This is a genomic window from Brevibacillus sp. FIR094, assembly GCF_050477165.1.
Lineage (GTDB): Bacteria > Bacillota > Bacilli > Brevibacillales > Brevibacillaceae > Brevibacillus.
Map to the genome: position 1 here is coordinate 16392 of NZ_JBEAES010000050.1, position 18326 is coordinate 34717.

The following is an 18326-nucleotide window of genomic DNA, read 5'->3' on the forward strand; positions in this document are numbered from 1 at the left end:
TGTTCAATTTGCAATTCCCAGAACGTTTGGTTTTTGATAGAATATATGTTCGTATAGAATTTACAAAAAGATTTTGGTGGTGAAAGCATGTCCGTTACCAAGCAGCGCGATGCCTTGCAGCTTTTGCAAACAGTGGGCTCCTACCCATGGTATGTCGAAAAGTTTATTGAGCATAAAAAAGCAAAAAAGAATTCACCCTCCACCTTGCTTGGATACCTTCGCGATTTCTCTTTTTTCTTTCGCTGGATGATGACAGAAGGATTGAGTACCGCCACGGATATGAAGGACATTCCGTTAAGCGATTTGAATGACCTGAAGAAGGAAACGGTAGAAAGTTACATATTATACTTGCAGGAGTCGCATCTGTACGAGCGATCTGTATTGCTCTCGAACCCTACCAAAAGCGCGAAGAAAGAGTACAGCGACCGCACCATCAGCAGAAAAATATCGAGCCTGAAATCGCTTTTTCATTACTTGTCTGCCCTCGCTGAGGATGAGAATGGAGAATCGTATTTGACGCGGAATGTACTCGCCAAAATCGAGCTGGAGATCACGGAGCTGACTCCCCTCGCACGTGCCCACGCCATTCGGGCAAAAATCCTGATTGACGACGAAATCTATCAGTTCGTCGATTTTGTCTACAATGGATATCTGGCCCATTGTGATACGGAAAAAAAGAAGCAGTATCACATGCAAAACCGCGACCGAGATACTGCCTTGATCGCGATGATTCTCTCCGGTGGCTTCCGTGTGTCAGAGATCGTCAGTCTCGATCTATCCGACATTATTATGGAAAAAAACCAGTTGAAATTGATCCGCAAAGGAAAGAAAGAGGACGCTCCTTTTTTCAGTGACTGGGGCAAGGAGTACTTAGCCAAATACTTGCAGCTACGTGACAAATACAATCCCGAACCACAAGAGGACGCTGTTTTTCTCGCTGTTTCCCCTTCCAATCCGAATGGGCATCGCATTGAAGTGCGGTCTGTCCAAAAGCTGGTCAAAAAGTACGCCAAAGCCTTCGGCATCCCCGATTTGTCTGTCCATAAGCTTCGACACAGCTTTGCTACACAGTTTCTTCGCTTGAACCCTGACCCTCATCAGCTCCAAGCACAGCTGGGGCACTCCAAAATCGAAACGACCATGCAGTATGCCCATGTACTAGAAGATGCTCTGGGTAAGGCTGTGAACCGAACGACGTAAGAATGCCTCAACAAGAACAAGTGACCAATCTGCATACCACTGCGGATTGGTCACTTGTTTCGTGCTTTTTCATTCCATCTACATCCCCGCTGACCTTTGCAAGCGTTCCGCGATTTTCATAAAGTCTTCACGCGATACACCTGGCGCAAATTCTTCTGGCAATTCATCTAAATCCGGAACAGGGCCGCCATCCGGGACGCCTTGAATGACCTCTGCTGTTTCACCATCAGGCAACGGGCCGCGCCAAATCATGGCAATATCCTGATAGTCCTGATAGCTGAACGTAAACAGCTTGCGATTCAATCCCATCGCGATATACGAGTGAGTCGCATCGAATTGTGTGTTATCCAGATTGGGAACAGGTAGCATTTTCGTCATATCCACACCCGTAGCGATCTCCAAGGCTTTGGCGTACGCTACGATATGGACGCCCCCTCTAACAAGCAAGTAACCGATCATAGCCCGGGCTGTGGGATGATCCGTCATTTCGTACACCCTCATCTTGTGAGTTCGTGCCCCACACTCGAGAAAAAAGTTGTGCAAAAGATCAAGCACGAGATTCCCGCTCGAAAATACGTAATCCCCTGTCCATGATTTCCCCATGGAGTCTCCTGGCATGGCGGTTTGTGCGGTCGCAATAAAATGGTACGTATTGCGCTTATTCAATCCGTTATTCAGTGGAGTCGTATCAGGGTCCCCCGGACGCGTAATGCCTTTCATGCACAAATTGATTGCATTGGAGACCAGCTCTACATGTCCGACTTCTTCCGCTGTAATGCTGGCGACCAAGTCATAAAAAGGCTTCAGCTTGCTCTTGCCACGAAAGTTGAAGGATTGGAATAAATAATTGTTTAGCGTTGACATCTCACCAAAACGACCGCCCAATAGCTCCTGGACGGCCGCAGCAGCGTTGGCATCACCATAAGCCGGCTCTGGCAGCTCAATTGCCAACCTATTGATACGAGTAAACAACCTGCTTCCCTCCCCCGTTTTGCACCTACCTGTACTGTTTTATGTGGGCGAAGGGTTGTTTCATACCAGTTTAAAACGGCATGACCCAGACGATCTGTTGTATGCGTACAAAAAACGTAGAACCTCCCGTCTGTAGTACCACATGGTCAGGTAGCACATCGACAACGATTCCACGGACATTTCCCTGGGTTGTTTGAATGGCAACTTCACGCCGTATGACACTTTGCAACGTCTGGTACAAATAAGGGTCAATGAAGGAATTCATAGCGGGGGTACTCGACACTGGTTGTGCTTGTGTCTGAAATGGATACGAACTCATGAGTTTTTGGACTCCTTCCTGTAGTTCCTCCCTGTATTTTATGCCCAAGGGTTGGGATGGGTGAGTGCACAGGATGTGGCAAAAACCCCTGCCATCTAGACAGGGGATTCCATCACATTCGTTTATTTCCCTGCTCGTTTGGCAGTAGGGACAACGTAAATCTGCTCGTTCTTTGCCAAAGTACTTTCGCTTTGATCGATCACGTCCAATTCGTTCATCCGGTTCAGTACAACCGCCTGCCGTTGTTTGGCTCGGTCCCAGTTCTTTACCGGAGAGTAACGCTCTGGTCCTTTCGGTAAAGAAGCCAGCATGGCCGCTTCTCCCAGTGTAACCGCTCGATCCCCTGTTTCTGTTGCTTTTTTTCCGTAGTAAAAGGGAACAGCCTCGCCAATCCCGTATTTTCCGTGCCCGAAATAAATGACGTTGAGGTACATTTCCAGCAGTTCTTTTTTGCTGTATCGCTGTTCCAATTGCAAAGCGATCGCGATTTCCTTCACTTTTCTAGTCATCGTTTTGTCGTTCGTCAGAAACAGGTTTCGCGCCAACTGCATGGTGATTGTACTTCCACCCTGCACGTAGGCACCTTCCTTGATATCCACCCAGATCGCTCGGCTCAATCCAATCGGATCTACTCCTGGATGCTGCATAAATCGATGATCCTCAATCGCAACGAACGCCTGCCACACATGATCAGGCATTTCGTCCAGCTTTACATAGCTATTGGATTGCTGTACAGCAGTCAGCTTTTTTTCATCTATCCATATATTCCCTGTCCACGCAAGCACGATCGGCGCAAGGATAACTGCCATCATGATCACGAGGAAACTGATACGCAGTCGTTTTTTCCAACGAACACCGAGTTTCTTGATGCTCTTAGGCATGCTCGCCGCTTCATACAAGTCGGTGTTTCTTCCTAATGGGATTGGAAGGTGGTTCATGCTGCATTCCCCCTTACCTTGCTTCTACTCACATTGTAGGGGATGCGCGCATTTCGTCCCATCGAATCCACTTACAGCAATCTTACAATTTCGTAAGACAAACCATTACGACTGCTGATTTTGCTGTGCCTCTTGCTGCCGTAGCTCGATCCGCCTGATTTTACCGGAGGTCGTTTTCGGCAGTTCCTGTACAAATTCGATTTTGCGTGGGTATTTATACGGTGCAGTTAATTGCTTCACATGGTTTTGCAATTCCACGATCAACTCTTCGGATGGCTCATTCCCTTTTTTCAAGATGACGAAGGCTTTTACCACATGACCACGCTCTGCATCTGGACTGGCAACCGCCGCACACTCCGCTACAGCCGCGTGCTTCACCAACGCATCCTCGACCTCAAACGGACCAATCGTATATCCGCCTGAGATGATAATGTCGTCCGAACGTCCTTCGAACCAGATGTAGCCATCTTCGTCCATGCGACCTTGGTCACCCGTCACGTACCAGTCACCGCGAAACGCTCTGGCAGTGCGACCGGGATCATCCAGATAGCCTTTGAATAGCGCTACCATATGACGATCAATGGCAATATCACCCACTTTGCCTACTGGCACCTCCGCTCCTTCTTCATCAATAATGGCGATCCGCACAACTGGCGATGGCTTGCCCATCGAACCTGGTCTTGGCTCCATACCAACAAAGGTACCCACCAGCAAAGTATTCTCTGTCTGTCCGTATCCATCTCGCACGGTCAACTGGAATACGCGGCGGAATGTCTCGATCACTTCCCGATTGAGCGGTTCACCGGCCGAACATGCAGAGCGCAAGGCGGACAGCTTGTATTGTTCCAAATCCGTGACTTTTGCCATGATTCTGTACTCGGTTGGCGTCGCACACAAGACAGAAACCGGATAATTTTGCAGAATCGTCAAATAATTCTCTGCCGAAAACTTTCCTTTATAGACAAACGCGGTCGCTCCCAGCCCTAACGTAGAGACAAACGGGCTCCATATCCATTTGGCCCAACCCGGCCCAGCCGTTGCCCAAACCACGTCACCTTCGCGAACGTCCAGCCACTGTGTAGCCGCCACAGCCAAATGCGCAAACGGCCAACCGTGAACGTGCATAACCCCTTTGGGTCCCCCAGTCGTACCTGATGTATAAGACAGGAAGGCCAGCTCATCCGACTTCGTGCTTACGACCTCAAATTCTGTGTCCTGCCCCTCGAGCAATCCCTCAAGCGAAATCCATCCTTCTTTCTCTTCGCCCGTCGTGATGTAGTGTTGCAGGGTAGAACAGTTGCCTCTCGTCAGGTCAACCTCACTCATTGCTCCCGCAAAGCTGATCACAGCCTTGACTTTTGCATGATTGATCCGGTACTCGATATCTTTGTAACGCAGCATCTCTGACCCTGGCAAAATCACTGCCCCCAGCTTCAACAATGCCAAATAGACACCATAGGCCAATGTCCCTCGGGAAACCAGGACGAGTACCCGATCCCCATGCTCAATTCCAATGGACCCTAGACCATTCGCGATTTTATTTGAATATTGGCGCAAATCCTCGTACGTAAGGATATGTTCCTGATCTTGTTCATCCAGCTCCCAAACCGCTCGTCTCTCTGGATGTTTTCTCGCCCATTCGTCCACCTGGGCAGCGAAGTTATAGTTCACTGGAATGTTTAATTCCATGGCACATCTCCACCTTTTCTAAGATTGATGAATAATAATTCGACATAACTATAATTCTCACCTTTTTCTTTCGACAAAAATGGGACAAAAAAAGGCCAACCATTTGCACGGGTTGACCTCCTCCATTCATTCCTATCACTCTACTTGTTCCGTAATCGTTGTAGCCTGCATGGATCGCTGTTTTCTTTTTTCCCTCCACTCTTGAACGCTTCCGACGATTCCGCTAGGGAAACAGAGCACGACCAAAATATAGAGCAAGCCTAGGAAGATGACCCATCTTTCGAAAATCGGATGAAGCTTCGCCAACTCCGTCAACCCGTGATGTGCCAACTCCACGATCCCTGATCCCAAAATGGAGCCAAAAAGCGTTCCCAGCCCACCGATCATGCTCATCAAGAGCGCATCCAGCGTCGTTTCAATCGAAAACACTTGGGTGTTCACGAAGCGTAGCATGACTGCGTACAAGCCTCCACTAATCGCAGCAACCACTCCAGCGACAATGCTGACGATTACCTTATAATGAAGAATTTGATAGCCTAACGCTTCCGCACGTTGTTCATTTTGACCGATGGCTTTCAATACCTTGCCGAGTGGAGAGTGCGTAAACGCCCGCAAGATGACGAACAGCAAGACCATTAGGATCAGGCATACATAGTAAAAGGACAAACGATCACGAAACAGCTCAGGCACCGGAAAGGTGAAGCCATCCCCACCCATCGTCAGCGAGCGCCATTTTTCTGCCAATACGAATAGCAGCTGAGAAATCGCCAAGGTTAGCATCGCATAAAAATGACTTTTCAACCGCAAGGAAAGCATCCCGATCAAATAGCTGAGAATACCGGAGATCACGATAGCAACGAGAACGCCAAGCAAGAAATAACTGATCGTTGCGTCAAAGTTTTTCAGGAATAAGGACACGGAGTACGCACCTATTCCGAAAAACATACAGTGTCCGAATGAGACGATCCCCGTATAGCCTAGCAACAAATCAAAGCTCATCGCAAAAATCGCAAAGATAAAGATTTGGGTGAACATGATGTACATGCTTCGCGAGTCTGAAAAAAACGGCAAAACCGCCAAAGACAAAAACACGAAAAGAATAAAACGATGGTTCAACAATCCCGATCTAGTCAACGCATGATCACCCCTTCGCTCCTAGCAGGCCGGATGGTTTGATAAGCAGCACTGCCAGCATCAGTAGCATGTTCACTGCCAGTGAAAGCTCTGGAACGAAGTAAGCCATAAACGAGCCAAGCACCCCTACTAAAAGCGCCGCAATCATAGAGCCTTGAACGCTTCCCATCCCACCAACAATGACGACGATGAATGCCAGAATCGCATACTGCATACCCATTTCCGCAAAAATAACCCCTGAATACGGTGCCAGTAGACTTCCTCCGAGCGCAGCCATGCCTGCCCCCAGCAAAAAGACGAAAGTAAACACTTGTTTAATATTAATGCCGAGTGCCTGCACCATTTCCTTATCGATCACGCCTGCACGGACGATCAAGCCTAGTCTCGTTCTCGTCAACAGCAGGTGCAACCCAACGTACACAACGATTCCGACTGCGATGACAAACAAGCGATACGTAATCAGTATGATGTCGCCAAACTCGATGCTCCCTTGCAAATAATCTGGTAATACTGCCCGAATGGGATTGGGGCTCCAAAACACCTTGAGCAATTCACTTATCACGAGCATCCCGCCCAGTGTCACGAGCAGTTGCTGAATGTGATCACCGTACACCGGACGGATCAGCACACGCTCTAACACGAACCCGAGCAGCATCCCGATGACGACGGCACCTACAATGGCCAGAAGAAAGCTATCCGTCAATCCGAAAAGCCATACACCAGCAAAAGCTCCCCAGGCAAACAATCCACCGTGGGCAAAGTTCAACACACTCATTAAGCCAAAAATTAACGTGAGCCCGGAAGCGAGCAGGAAAATGAGTATGCCCGTCGCCAGTCCATTTACAAGCAAATTAGTCGCGACATCCATTTCATCCGCCCCTCCCTGTTATACGTTCAGGCAATGCCCAAATATTTTTGTCGCGTATCTGCATCATCCTTCAACTCCTGCATCGCGCCACCGCGGACAATTTTCCCTTCATCCATCAAGTAGTACTGCTCGCCGATCATGCTCGCCATCATAAAGTTTTGCTCGACTAAAAGCACGGTCGTTTTCTGCTTCATCGATTCGATGTGGAACATGAGCTTTTCAACCATGATGGGCGCCAGTCCCTTGCTCGGCTCATCAATTAACAAGAGTCCGTTGCTGTTCACATAAGCTCGTGCAATCGCCAGCATTTGCTTTTGACCTCCGCTTAAGTGCCCACTTTTCTTTTTCCAGTAATGACGCAGGTCAGGGAATAGATCCAGCATCCACGCGAGCTTTTCTTTTTGTTCGTCGTCATTTTTTTGCATGGCGAGCCGGAACGTCTCTTCTACCGTAAAATCATGAAAAATCCCTTGATTCTCAGGAACATAGCCAATCCCCTTACGCGCAATAGAATAGGTCGGCAGATGTCCGATTTCTTCTCCTAGATAGCGAATTTGGCCATGACGGATCGGGGCAAGCCCATGATGGAACGAAGCGTCGTTGTTTTGCCCGCGCCGTTTCGTCCAAACAGGACAGTAATACTGCCTGCTTGCACGGATAGCGAGACACCCTGCAAGATGTGAAACTGGTCGAGGTACGTTTCGATGTGATCAAGTTGCAGCATCATGCTTATACAACCCTCCCAAGTAGGCAGACTGCACCTGTTCATTTCGCATCATGTCAGTCGGTGTCCCCTCAGCCAATAGCTCTCCATGAAATAGTACGACTATGTGATCGGAGAGTGATTTGACCATGTCCATCTTGTGTTCGATTAGGATGATCGTGCATGAATTGCTTTCCTTAATCGATTCGATCACCTTCAATACAGCTGGGACTTCCTCCAACGAAATCCCTGCCGTCGGTTCGTCGAGTAAGAGAACATCCGGACGCAGTCCAAGGAGCATGGCTAGCTCCAGCTTTCGTTTCTCCCCATGCGCCAGTAGGCTTGCCAGCACATCCACCTTTTTCTCCAGCAATACCATATGCAGCAATCGCTCAACTTCCTCAGCTTGTCGCATCTGATCTGCCTGGGAAATCCATAACCGAAACCGAATGCCCTGAGCGGCTTGCACGGCTAATCGTATATTTTCCCGCACCGTTAGCTTGGGAAATAAGTTTGTCAATTGAAACGATCGTCCAATACCCAATCTCGTTCGTGCCGCTGGAGGCAAGTGCGTAATAACTTGCCCCTTGTACTTGATCGTTCCTTGCGATGGAGTAAGCTGCCCGCTTAACAAGTTAAACAACGTCGTCTTTCCGGCTCCATTCGGTCCGATGATCGAAGTAAAACGCTGCTTCGGGATTCTTAGCGATACCTTGTTTATGACTGTTTGCTCCCCGAATGCTACGCTAACGTCAACCGTTTCCAACAAGTAACTCATCACACACCTCCTCTACTTCTGGTTCCTGACAGGTGGTGCTGTCTCTTCCATCGTCATCTCCCGAACGAGTACAGGGACTGGATGATCGACTCCATCTTTCTTCTCCAGCTTGATTGCGTACAGCGTTTGCAGTGCCTGATGGTCCTCGACTCGGAACTGCATCTGGCCCTTCGGCGTATCAAAGGTCATACCTTCCATCGCAGTAATCAACTTCTCCGAATCTGTATCCGCGTTCGTCTTTTTCAGTGCTTCCACAATCGATACAGCTGCCGTCATCCCACCTGCCGTAAATAAATCTGGAATCTCACCTTGAAAACGCTTCTTGTGCTCATCGATGAGCCAGTCGTTCATTTTCGTTTTCGGGAGCGAATGGTAATACACCGAGAAACCTTCCATTCCGATCATGGCCTCCATCGTTTTCAAGGCAGCGATATCAGGCGCTCCCGTGGACACCTTGATGCCTTTTTGCTGAACCTGCATATCTTGAAGCTGTTTCCACGGGGAGTTCGAGCCTGCCCACGTGATGAACACATATTCGGGTTTGGCGCTAATGATTTTTTGGATGTTGGCAGTAAAATCAGTCGTGTTCGTGTCCACGTATTGTTCTTCGATAATGACAGCCCCTAATTTTTCAGCCGCGGTCTTAAAGGCTTCAATCCCTTCTCGACCATAGGCACTGTCTTGGGCCATCGTCGCGATCTTCGTTCCTTTGGAAGCAATCGCCGCAGCGCCAGCAACTGCGTCCTGCGAAGAATTTCGACCTGTGCGGAAAATGTACTTGTTCCAATTTTTCCCGGTGATACTATCTGCTACAGCCGGTTCTACGACCATGATTTTTTTGTACTCTTCTGCCAGGGGAAGAACAGCTAGCGTATCGCCTGAACTCGAGGAGCCTACGAGAAAATCTACCTTGTCGGTCTCCAGGAGCTTCGTCGCTTTTTGGACGGCGACATCCGGCTTCGTCTCCGTATCCTCAACGACAAACTCGATTTTTTTGCCAGCGATCTCTCGCTTGCCCTCTGTTGCATAATCGAGCCCGAGCTCAAAACCTCTTACCGTCTGCTTGCCGTAGCTCTCCAATGGCCCCGTGAGCGAAGCGAGTACGCCTACCTTGATCGTATGACTGCCACCAGATGAAGCGCTTTCATTTTGGCTGCAACCAACAGCAAGCACGACAGACATCGCTAGCGGGAGCAACATTTTCCATCCTCTTTTTTTCATGCCCGTTCCTCCTCGAAAGTCAAAATGTTCATTACGATTCGGCTAACCATTCCAGTACGGTTGCAGCCCACGTATATCCAGTTCCAGCACTGACAGCAACGACAATATCCCCAGGAGCAAGACGTCCCTCTTGCTGTGCGACATGCAGTCCAATACACGGATCGAGTGCAGACAAATGCCCGTAATGATCGAGATAGACGGCCTGCTCCTCACTAAGTTGCAAACGTTCCAACAACTCTAAGAACATCGAACGCTTTGTATGCAAAGGAAGCAGTAGCGCTATATCCCGCAAGGAACGATTGCTTTTCGCCAATGCCTGCTCTACGACATGGACAAAATTCGGTATCGAGATGGGATCAAGTCGTTCTTTCATATCGCTCGGATTCGGCACATCGATGTAGTGGAGTCTGTTTTCTACCGTTTCATGACTAGGTTTGTGCCTCGATCCGCCTGCGGGCACCCTTACATCATCGTGAAAAGAACCATCAGTAATGACACAACTGTGGAGAATTCTACTCTTTGTAGCACCACGCTTTACGAGAGCCGCTGTCCCCCCATCTGCAAAATTAAACATGAAGCGTGAGCGAGGATTATCGTAATCGACGATTTGTGATTCTTTACAGCCAGCAACGAGCAAGATGTTTTCAATGGATGCATCTGCTGTCAGCATATCTTTGGCAACCTTCAAGGCGATTGGAAAGCACGAGCTGACGTTCATCATCTCGAAACCGTAAGCATTTGTCGCTTTTAGTTCGTATGTAATCTTCGGTGCGCTGGACCATACATAGTAATCTTTGTGCGGACTGCCGAAGTAAATAATCACGTCAATTTCAGATGGATCGATCACCGAGCCGGTCAGCTGTTGGGCAGCGAGTACAGCAAGGTCTGATGCATGAAGGGTGTCATCTGCAACATGCTTTTGATATAGACCGAATTTTTCGATAATGACTTGCGCGGGAATTCCGGTCTTTTCAGCCAATCTCTCAGCTGTTTCTACTCCCTCCGGAAAAAATACGGACGTCGCTTCCACTCCGATAGTCTGCTCATGGATCGTATTTGCTTCAAGATGATTCATACTTTCGCTCCTTCCTTCGGTACGAGCATCGTCGCTGTTCCAGTCAGGACTACTTTTCCATGCTGGTTCGTGCATTCCGTAAGCAATCGGATTATGCCTCGCTCTTCCTGATACTCCAGCACAGTGGCGGTCGCAGTGATCGTGTCTCCGATCAATACCGGAGCCGTAAACTGAATAGTCTGGTCCTTGTAAATAGAACCGATGCCAGGCAGCTGCATCCCGAGCAATCTGGACAACATGCTCGCCGTCAACAGTCCATGTGAGATACGCTGGCCGAATCGCGTGTCTTTTGCGTACTGTTGGTCGATGTGCACCGGATTGTAATCCCCACTCATCCCCGCAAATAGAACGATATCTGTTTCCGTAATCGTTCTGCTAAAAGATGCTTGCTCCCCTATTGCAAATCTTGCCATACGAATCACCTCATTGCGTAATGGAATCGCTCTTCAATCTGGTCAATGCTTGCTTGACTATTTTCCCTGTTGCATTGCGTGGCAGTTCGTTCAGAAACACGAATGACTTCGGGATTTTATACTTCGCCAGCCTTTGCTCACAGTGCGCTTTCATGTGTGCTTCCGTGATGACTGCACCTGATTTGGGCACGATAAACGCCTTCGCGACCTCTCCCCATTTATCATCGGGTACACCGACGACTGCGGCTTCCTGTACGTCATCCAGCTCGCCGATGACCTGCTCCAGCTCCAGCGGATAAATGTTCTCCCCGCCTGAGATAATCATGTCTTTGCGCCTTCCTACGATATAGGCGAATCCTTCTTCATCAAAACGTGCCAAATCCCCTGTGTACAGCCACCCATCTCGGATGGTCTTGGCTGTTTCTACTGGTTTGTTCCAGTATTCCTTCATCACATTCGGACCTTTGACGAGCAATTCTCCGATTTTGCCCTGACCCACGTCTTTTCCGTCATCCGAGATCAGGCGGACTTCACAAAACATGACGGGCTTGCCGATTGAGCCGGCTTTTCTTTGTGCATCTTCCTTCGCAATCATAAACACGGTGGGGGATGTTTCTGTTAGGCCGTATCCTTGTCCAAAAGGGAGGCCTCGCTCCTGAAAATGCTGGATGAGTTCCATGGGGCATGGAGCGCCGCCGTTGTAAAACCAACGGACAGAATCGAATGATGTGGTAGCAAATAAGGGACTTTGACGAATGGCTTCATGGATGGCGGGCACACCCATCACGATGGTGACTTGGTGTGTTTCGATTAATTGAATCGCTTTATCAGGGTCGAACTTCCCGGCGACAACGACACGTCCGCCAGCAAGCCATGTAGGGAAGGCAAACAGTCCGATTCCCCCGATATGAAAGAGTGGCAATAAGACAATCGAGCAGTCTTCTGAGGTGAGATCAAGCGCGGCTACATTGTGTACAGAGTTCCAAAACATATTTTCTTGTGTGAGCACTGCTCCCTTAGGCTTTCCTGTCGTTCCTGATGTATAGCAAATGATGTATGGATCATCTCCACTGCCGTCATCTGCCTCGCTCCTACTGTGCTGGGATGACTCACTCAGCCCATCCTGACTCCAAGGGAGTTCTCCCGGTTCCAGCCATATCATGTGCGCAACACTGGCCTTCCCTTTGATCATCTCAATGGTGGCAGCGAACTCCGGCTGGGCACATAGTACGCGGATACCACTATCCTCAAACTGATAGTCTAATTCTGTAGGGGTCAAGCGGATATTAAAGGGGACGGCAATCGCACCGAGTTTGGCGATGGCAAACAGCAGAAGCACATACTCCAAACTGTTTTGGGACAAAATGCCGATCCTGTCCCCCTTTTTGACCTGTAGCTCATGTCGTAAATAGTTGGCAAGACGTTGGATCTGCTCATTCATTTGCTGATACGTAAGTGATTCATCGTTGGCAATCACTGCGATCCGCGTCGGAGTGATTCGGGCTCGCTTTTCAATCCAATAAGCAATTCCGTGCATGAGCTCTACTCCTTTGCCTATAATATGGATCGGTTACGGCTTGGCAGCAATCCCTTTCATAATCATCGACATGGCTGTTTCTAACACCTCTTCCGGTACGTCTTCATTTTCCCAGTAAACCCAGCGCATCCCGATGAATTGTCCGATCGACATGAGACAATAAGCCAACGTCTCATGATCCATCTCTCGAAATGCACCTTCGTTCATGGCGTTCTTCAGACTTCGTACGTACCCCGCTGCTAGTTTGGCGTAGTACCAGCGATACAGCTCCTGATCGACGAGGGCAGCCTGTTGAATAATGCTGTACATGTTGCGATGATGTTTGATCCAACGAAAAAAGGCCAGAAATCCTAGGCGCAAATTCTCTTCTTGTGTGGTTGCTCCCATGATCGCTTCTTTGATCGTCGAACGAAGCTCTCTGCTCAGCTGCCTGATCAATTCATCATAAATCGTTTTCTTCGACTCGAAATAATTGTAAAACGTTCCTTGGGATACCTGTGCATGCTGTGTGATCAAGACGATGGACGCATCATAATAACCCAGCTCGCCAAACACATGCTCTGCGGCATCCAGTATTTTTTTGCGGGTTTCCTGTCCTTTTTTGGTCAAAACAGGGGTAGGTAGACTATTTTCTGACACCTGAATCACCTCTCAGTTTTATTATATGTATAATTCAGAATATTACAACGTGTATTTTTCGCACTCATTCAAGGGAGACTCAGTTGGCAATAATTGACGCGTAACAAACAAAGTGAAGCAACGTCTTATTATACAAAAGCACATAAAAAAGCTCCCGTACGAATGCACGAGAGCGGAGTAAACACTTTGAAGTTGTATGATTAGATTACACGCTTGATTTTCACAGTGCGCTTCTCCCAGTTCGTTCCATCGTACTTGGAGTAAGTCACACCAGGACTACCGTAAGTGTGCAGGATTTTCCCATTCCCTGCGTAAATAGCCACGTGTGTAATCCGATCAGAAGAACTGTTTACAGAGGCCTTCATGAAGATCAGATCACCTTTTTGCAGGTTGCTTTTGGAAACAGATTTCCCAACAGTCGATTGCTGACGGGAATCGCGTGGCAAAGTAATACCCGCTTCCTTGAATACACGTTGGGTAAAGGAAGAGCAGTCGAACGTACTGGTTGTGCTGCTACTTGAACCGTATTTGTACTTCGTGCCCAAGTACTTTTCGCCATTTTTAATGACCTGATCGGCGGTTTTGCTTACAGGCTGTTCTGGCTTGCTAGGTGTATTCCCTGAGGAATTGCTATCAATAACACGACGAGCCCCTACAAATTTGTCACTGTACTTCGAGTATGTTTTTACAACTACCTCGTCTTCCCCTTTCGAAGAATAGACGAATTGATCACTGCCTATGTATATTCCCATAAAAGTTGGGCTTCCGCTTCCGCTAGAGGCGAAGAACACCAAATCTCCTGGCGCCACGCTTTTTTCGGATACTTTACTCCCAGTCTTGTACAGGCTAGAGATTGTGCTCCCAATGGAAATCCCTACTTGTTTGTACGCATACGTAGCCAGCTCTGCAGATCCGAATTGCTTCGGTCCCTTTGCTTTGTACTCGTAATCCTTCCCAATCAATGAAGTAGCAACTTTCGCAACCTCTGACTGTTTTGAATCTTGTGTCTTAGCGGCCACTTCTCCAACTTGACCACCCATTAACAGGGACGTACTCAGCATGACTGCTACTGTTGACTTCATTACCCAATCTCGTTTCGTCACTTTCTTTTCCTCCTTGTCATGTTGTGGCACCCGTCTTGGGTACATGGACAGAATAGCGCAGGAGGAAACAGGAGGATAAGACCGTAAAATTTTCCAATAGTGGAATTGGTAGCATGGGACTAGTCAGAAAACAGGGGGCAAAGTAGGCCATTGCTACTTCTTAGTTCCATGGAACCACAAAAGTTACAAAACGGTATCAAAGATTATTTTCGTCGCAAGAAATGGCTATTTTGCTGGCCCGAACCCAATCAAAAACCATCTTCTGCTTGTTTCTGTCAGAAGATGGTTCTCTTGTCGTACCTATTTCATTTTCGCCGTAAATTGCCCCCAAGTCTCTTCTCCCCACTTGAGAGTGAGGACATCTCCATCCGTAACAGGTCCTACCCCCGCTGGCGTACCTGTGTAAATAATATCCCCTTGATCTAATCCTAGATGTTCGGATATATAGGCAATAATGGTTTCCAAATCAAAAATCACATCACGAAGATTACCGCGTTGCACTTGCTCTCCATTTTTCAGCAAAGTGAAATCCGTTTGGTGCAGCGCTTGAATACCAGGGAAAGGATGAAACGACGTCAAAATGGCTGAATTTTTAAACCCTTTTGCCAACAACCATGGATGCCCTGCTTTCTTCAGCTCGCTCTGAACATCCCGCAAAGTAAAGTCGATCCCGAGTGCTATTTTGTCAATCATCTCGTCAAGTGTAACTCCAGCCGCATACGGTCTCGCGATGTGAATCACAAGCTCCGCCTCATAATGGAGCTCTCCACGAGATGCCGGAAGCTCAATGGCCTCGCCATTTGCCATTGCAAGCGCATGTGTTGGCTTATCAAAGATCATTGGCTTGGTTGGCACATCGTTCCCCAACTCCGCAGCATGCAATCGATAGTTGCGACCGATACAGTAAATATTTTTGACTGACTCCATTTTGTCCTCTCCTTTGGTGGCTGTCTCTTTTTTCACTATATCATGACAGCACGTCGTATTACAGCTTGTCTTGTTCGTCCTCTTCCATGTAGTTTCGATAGCCAGGCCAAAGACGGGCATTCCCTCGTGCTTCTACTTCAATCACGGTATCACAAATGGATTCCAACGCACTCTCCAGATCCATCTCTTGGTCAGAGCACCAGGAAAATTCGTAATGAAAAATCACTTGCTGCTCTGTCGCTTCGGAAAGAACAAAGGCAAACTGCTGTTGTTGTTCCACGACATGCTTTCTGGCTTCAACCGTCGCTTCTACCGAGAACATACCATCCCATTCAGCAACCATATATGTAGAAGTAACATCAATCCACAAGGAGGGAGTATCATTCGTCCGCTTAAAAATAACAGAGTCCTCCCGATAAAACCCGTAGCCAGAGGGCAGCGCACCAGAGAGCTTGAATGGGATTCCTACCGGCAAATCCTGTGGCTTCAATGCGTGGACAAGTCTCCCAGGCAAAAGATAGCAACCATCCTGCTGGCGATCTAACCGTTCTCCCATGACGAGAACCTCTTGATTGTGTGAATCACCTGTCATCTGAACGAACATCACGGCACCTCCCTCTAAAAACAGTATGGTCAGGAATGCATGACTCAAAACTAAATTACCATCCATTTTTTTCCTGACGAAATACCGAAAAAAACAGGGTTCATCCATTAGGATGCCCCCTTTATTCCTTCTAAGCTACGCACGTATGATCGCAATCACAACATGTTCGTCATCGTATGATTTTGCTTTGATTTTCACAGGGAAATCATACAAGTTGGTAAATTGAAAATCCATATAGCCATACGCTACTGTGGCATCTTGACCCATAGGCACGTATCCCACTGATTTGCTGTGGTTATGCCGTTCCACCGTGATCATCCCCGCTTCAGTAGCTGCATTGTAAAGCGTGCTGGAAACCTGACAAATCCCGCCTCCATAATCATCGGCGAGCTGGCCATTCTGAATGACGCCTGCCTTCTGCCAACCATCCTCTGGCAAATTCGAATTTCCCACTGTTTCATTAAAAGAAAACACCTGTTGCGGCTTGATTTTTTTATTATGAATCTTGTTCAATGCTTGCTTGATGTTATGTTTACGCGCATCTGTGCTGTGCTTCATCGATGAGTAATAAAAACCGAGAACCTCCTCTTCCTTGAGGTCCATCTTCTCTACATACTTTTCCTGTAACTTTTCCTGCAACTCGATAGCAGGAGATAACGGATCTACTTGTAACGCCATTGCACGCTCAGGCGCGTAGTTCATGCCGAGCGAAAACACAAGGGCCACTGTCGCCATACTGATCGGCCAATGCCGAACTTTCTTCATTGCTACTTCCTCTCCCACATTTGTTGATCTGTTGAATGACGCGAAGTTCCCTATTTATATAGTCTGTCATTGTGATTACACCTTGTCTCTTACAATGTAACGTATGGGAAAAGCGACAAGCAACCTGCAAATGTTGGGCTTTTTGTCCTACATCAGGCTCTATTCGTCATCCTCATCGATAACCCCGAGGGCCTTGTTCTTTTCTTTAAAGCGCTGGTTGTGGGAAGAAACATAGGCCATCCGATCTGCTACCGGGTCTATGTGTAATTTGGCACTGTTTACGGCCACAGCCGCATCGGTGAATGCTCCCGCGATCAGCGTAATCTTGCTGTCAAAGCTCGCAAAATCTCCCGCCGCAAAAATCCCTGGTAGATTCGTTGCCAGACGAGGACTGACAAACACGTTCCACTCATCCATGTCCAAGCCCCACTCTTTAATCCCAGTAAAATCGGCCTTCAATCCGTGATTGACGATGATGGCGTCGACATCGATTTGCTCCATCTCATCCGTCTCCAGATGACGAATCGTCGCTTTATCGATTGTTTCTTTGTCTGAGCTTTGCAATTGCGTAACCGCATATGGGGTGCGAACGATCGCAGATGACTCTTTCATGCGCTTCACATTCCGCTCATGTCCACCAAATACATCACGGCGATGCACGACAGTTACAGAAGCCGCGATTTGCACCAGTTCATTTGCCCAATCGACGGCGGAGTCGCCGCCCCCTGAGATGAGGACGTGCTTCCCACGGAATGGCTCCAGTTCCTGCACCGTATAATGAAGATTTGTCACCTCGTAGCGCTCAGCGCCCTCGATCTCCAGCTTTGCCATTTTTAAAATACCTCGGCCTAGAGCCAGTATGATCGAGCGGGTCCAATGCCGTCTCCCCGATTTGGCAACGAGTATGTACGTGCCATCTTCTTGTGGCTCCAGTCCAATAATCGCCTCGCCTAGCACGATCGTGGGATCAAATGTCTTCGCTTGCTCCACCAGATTGGCAACCAGCTTTTCACATAGCTGTGGTGGTACACCGCCTACATCCCAGATCATTTTTTCTGGATAGATCAACATTCGTCCACCGAGCTCTTCTTTCGCTTCAATGAGTTTCGTCTTCATATCGCGCATTCCGCTATAAAAGGCAGCATACATCCCCGCAGGGCCACCGCCAATAATGGTTACATCAAACAGCTCCAACTGTTCTCCCACAACTACCCCTCCACTGTCTTTCTTGTTTGTTTATGAATCATCAAAAGTCATGATGAAAATGAGATTCATTATCACAATGTGATTGTAATGGAAAATGGAGGAGGATTCAACATTCCAGAAAAAATAAAAAGGCTCGTAATTAGCTTCATCAGCCAATTTACGAACCTGTTGTTTGCCATATGGTGCGGTCGAGAGGACTTGAACCTCCACGGTGTTGCCACCACTAGAACCTGAA

Annotated in this window: 19 protein-coding genes and 1 pseudogene; 1 reads left to right on the plus strand and 19 read right to left on the minus strand. The window is 48.1% G+C overall.

The features are described 5' to 3' along the window. Positions 1-87 precede the first annotated feature (87 nt). The gene (gene xerS / locus ACQ5DJ_RS27510) at positions 88-1200 is read left to right on the plus strand and encodes a tyrosine recombinase XerS (protein ID WP_429845216.1); all 1113 of its coding nucleotides are present in this window, start codon (positions 88-90) and stop codon (positions 1198-1200) included. 78 nt (positions 1201-1278) lie between these two features. On the opposite strand, the gene ACQ5DJ_RS27515 is transcribed toward xerS, so the two are convergent. From ACQ5DJ_RS27515 to ACQ5DJ_RS27605, 19 genes and pseudogenes are all read right to left on the minus strand, one after another. Further along, positions 1279-2172 carry a manganese catalase family protein gene (locus ACQ5DJ_RS27515; protein ID WP_429845217.1) on the minus strand — a complete coding sequence of 298 codons (894 nt, stop codon included), beginning with the start codon at positions 2170-2172 and terminating at the stop codon, positions 1279-1281. 70 nt (positions 2173-2242) lie between these two features. After that, the gene (locus tag ACQ5DJ_RS27520) at positions 2243-2491 is read right to left on the minus strand and encodes a YuzF family protein (RefSeq protein WP_429845218.1); all 249 of its coding nucleotides are present in this window, start codon (positions 2489-2491) and stop codon (positions 2243-2245) included. A gap of 122 nt (positions 2492-2613) precedes the next feature. Next, positions 2614-3429: a transglycosylase domain-containing protein gene (locus tag ACQ5DJ_RS27525; protein ID WP_429845219.1), complete on the minus strand. Its 816-nt coding sequence runs from the start codon at positions 3427-3429 to the stop codon at positions 2614-2616. A 105-nt stretch (positions 3430-3534) separates the two neighbouring features. Then, positions 3535-5118, minus strand: a complete 1584-nt coding sequence (locus tag ACQ5DJ_RS27530) for an acyl-CoA synthetase (protein ID WP_429845220.1) — start codon at positions 5116-5118, stop codon at positions 3535-3537. Positions 5119-5253: 135 nt separating this feature from the next. After that, on the minus strand, positions 5254-6210 hold the full coding sequence (locus tag ACQ5DJ_RS27535; protein WP_429845233.1) for a branched-chain amino acid ABC transporter permease: 957 nt from the start codon (positions 6208-6210) through the stop codon (positions 5254-5256). Positions 6211-6259: 49 nt separating this feature from the next. Further along, the gene (locus ACQ5DJ_RS27540) at positions 6260-7120 is read right to left on the minus strand and encodes a branched-chain amino acid ABC transporter permease (protein ID WP_429845221.1); all 861 of its coding nucleotides are present in this window, start codon (positions 7118-7120) and stop codon (positions 6260-6262) included. Between the two features lie 26 nt (positions 7121-7146). Then, positions 7147-7847, minus strand: a pseudogene (locus ACQ5DJ_RS27545) (ABC transporter ATP-binding protein). Then, positions 7831-8601 carry an ABC transporter ATP-binding protein gene (locus ACQ5DJ_RS27550; RefSeq protein ID WP_429845222.1) on the minus strand — a complete coding sequence of 257 codons (771 nt, stop codon included), beginning with the start codon at positions 8599-8601 and terminating at the stop codon, positions 7831-7833. Before ACQ5DJ_RS27550 ends, ACQ5DJ_RS27545 begins: the two are co-directional and overlap by 17 nt. 12 nt (positions 8602-8613) lie before the next feature. Further along, positions 8614-9822: a substrate-binding domain-containing protein gene (locus tag ACQ5DJ_RS27555; protein ID WP_429845223.1), complete on the minus strand. Its 1209-nt coding sequence runs from the start codon at positions 9820-9822 to the stop codon at positions 8614-8616. A 31-nt stretch (positions 9823-9853) separates the two neighbouring features. Continuing rightward, entirely contained in the window at positions 9854-10897 is a 1044-nt protein-coding gene (locus ACQ5DJ_RS27560) for a 3-oxoacyl-ACP synthase (RefSeq protein ID WP_429845224.1), read from the minus strand. Then, positions 10894-11310, minus strand: a complete 417-nt coding sequence (locus tag ACQ5DJ_RS27565) for a MaoC family dehydratase (protein ID WP_088907330.1) — start codon at positions 11308-11310, stop codon at positions 10894-10896. The genes ACQ5DJ_RS27560 and ACQ5DJ_RS27565 overlap by 4 nt, the downstream gene beginning before the upstream one ends. Positions 11311-11320: 10 nt before the next feature. Further along, the gene (locus tag ACQ5DJ_RS27570) at positions 11321-12847 is read right to left on the minus strand and encodes an o-succinylbenzoate--CoA ligase (protein ID WP_429845225.1); all 1527 of its coding nucleotides are present in this window, start codon (positions 12845-12847) and stop codon (positions 11321-11323) included. A 33-nt stretch (positions 12848-12880) separates the two neighbouring features. Further along, the gene (locus ACQ5DJ_RS27575) at positions 12881-13486 is read right to left on the minus strand and encodes a TetR/AcrR family transcriptional regulator (RefSeq protein WP_429845226.1); all 606 of its coding nucleotides are present in this window, start codon (positions 13484-13486) and stop codon (positions 12881-12883) included. A gap of 200 nt (positions 13487-13686) precedes the next feature. Further along, the gene (locus tag ACQ5DJ_RS27580; protein WP_429845227.1) at positions 13687-14589 is read right to left on the minus strand and encodes a C40 family peptidase; all 903 of its coding nucleotides are present in this window, start codon (positions 14587-14589) and stop codon (positions 13687-13689) included. A gap of 300 nt (positions 14590-14889) precedes the next feature. Beyond that, positions 14890-15516, minus strand: coding sequence for a fumarylacetoacetate hydrolase family protein (locus ACQ5DJ_RS27585; protein ID WP_429845228.1), 627 nt, complete (start codon positions 15514-15516; stop codon positions 14890-14892). A gap of 58 nt (positions 15517-15574) precedes the next feature. Beyond that, positions 15575-16120 carry a hypothetical protein gene (locus tag ACQ5DJ_RS27590; RefSeq protein ID WP_429845229.1) on the minus strand — a complete coding sequence of 182 codons (546 nt, stop codon included), beginning with the start codon at positions 16118-16120 and terminating at the stop codon, positions 15575-15577. Between the two features lie 135 nt (positions 16121-16255). Continuing rightward, positions 16256-16885 (minus strand): VanW family protein, encoded by a 630-nt coding sequence (locus tag ACQ5DJ_RS27595; protein ID WP_429845230.1) that lies wholly within the window; start codon positions 16883-16885, stop codon positions 16256-16258. Positions 16886-17044: 159 nt separating this feature from the next. After that, positions 17045-18091: an NAD(P)/FAD-dependent oxidoreductase gene (locus tag ACQ5DJ_RS27600; protein ID WP_429845231.1), complete on the minus strand. Its 1047-nt coding sequence runs from the start codon at positions 18089-18091 to the stop codon at positions 17045-17047. Positions 18092-18121: 30 nt separating this feature from the next. Next, positions 18122-18326, minus strand: a 205-nt coding sequence (locus ACQ5DJ_RS27605) for a hypothetical protein (protein ID WP_429845232.1), incomplete at its 5' end; no start/stop codon positions are given.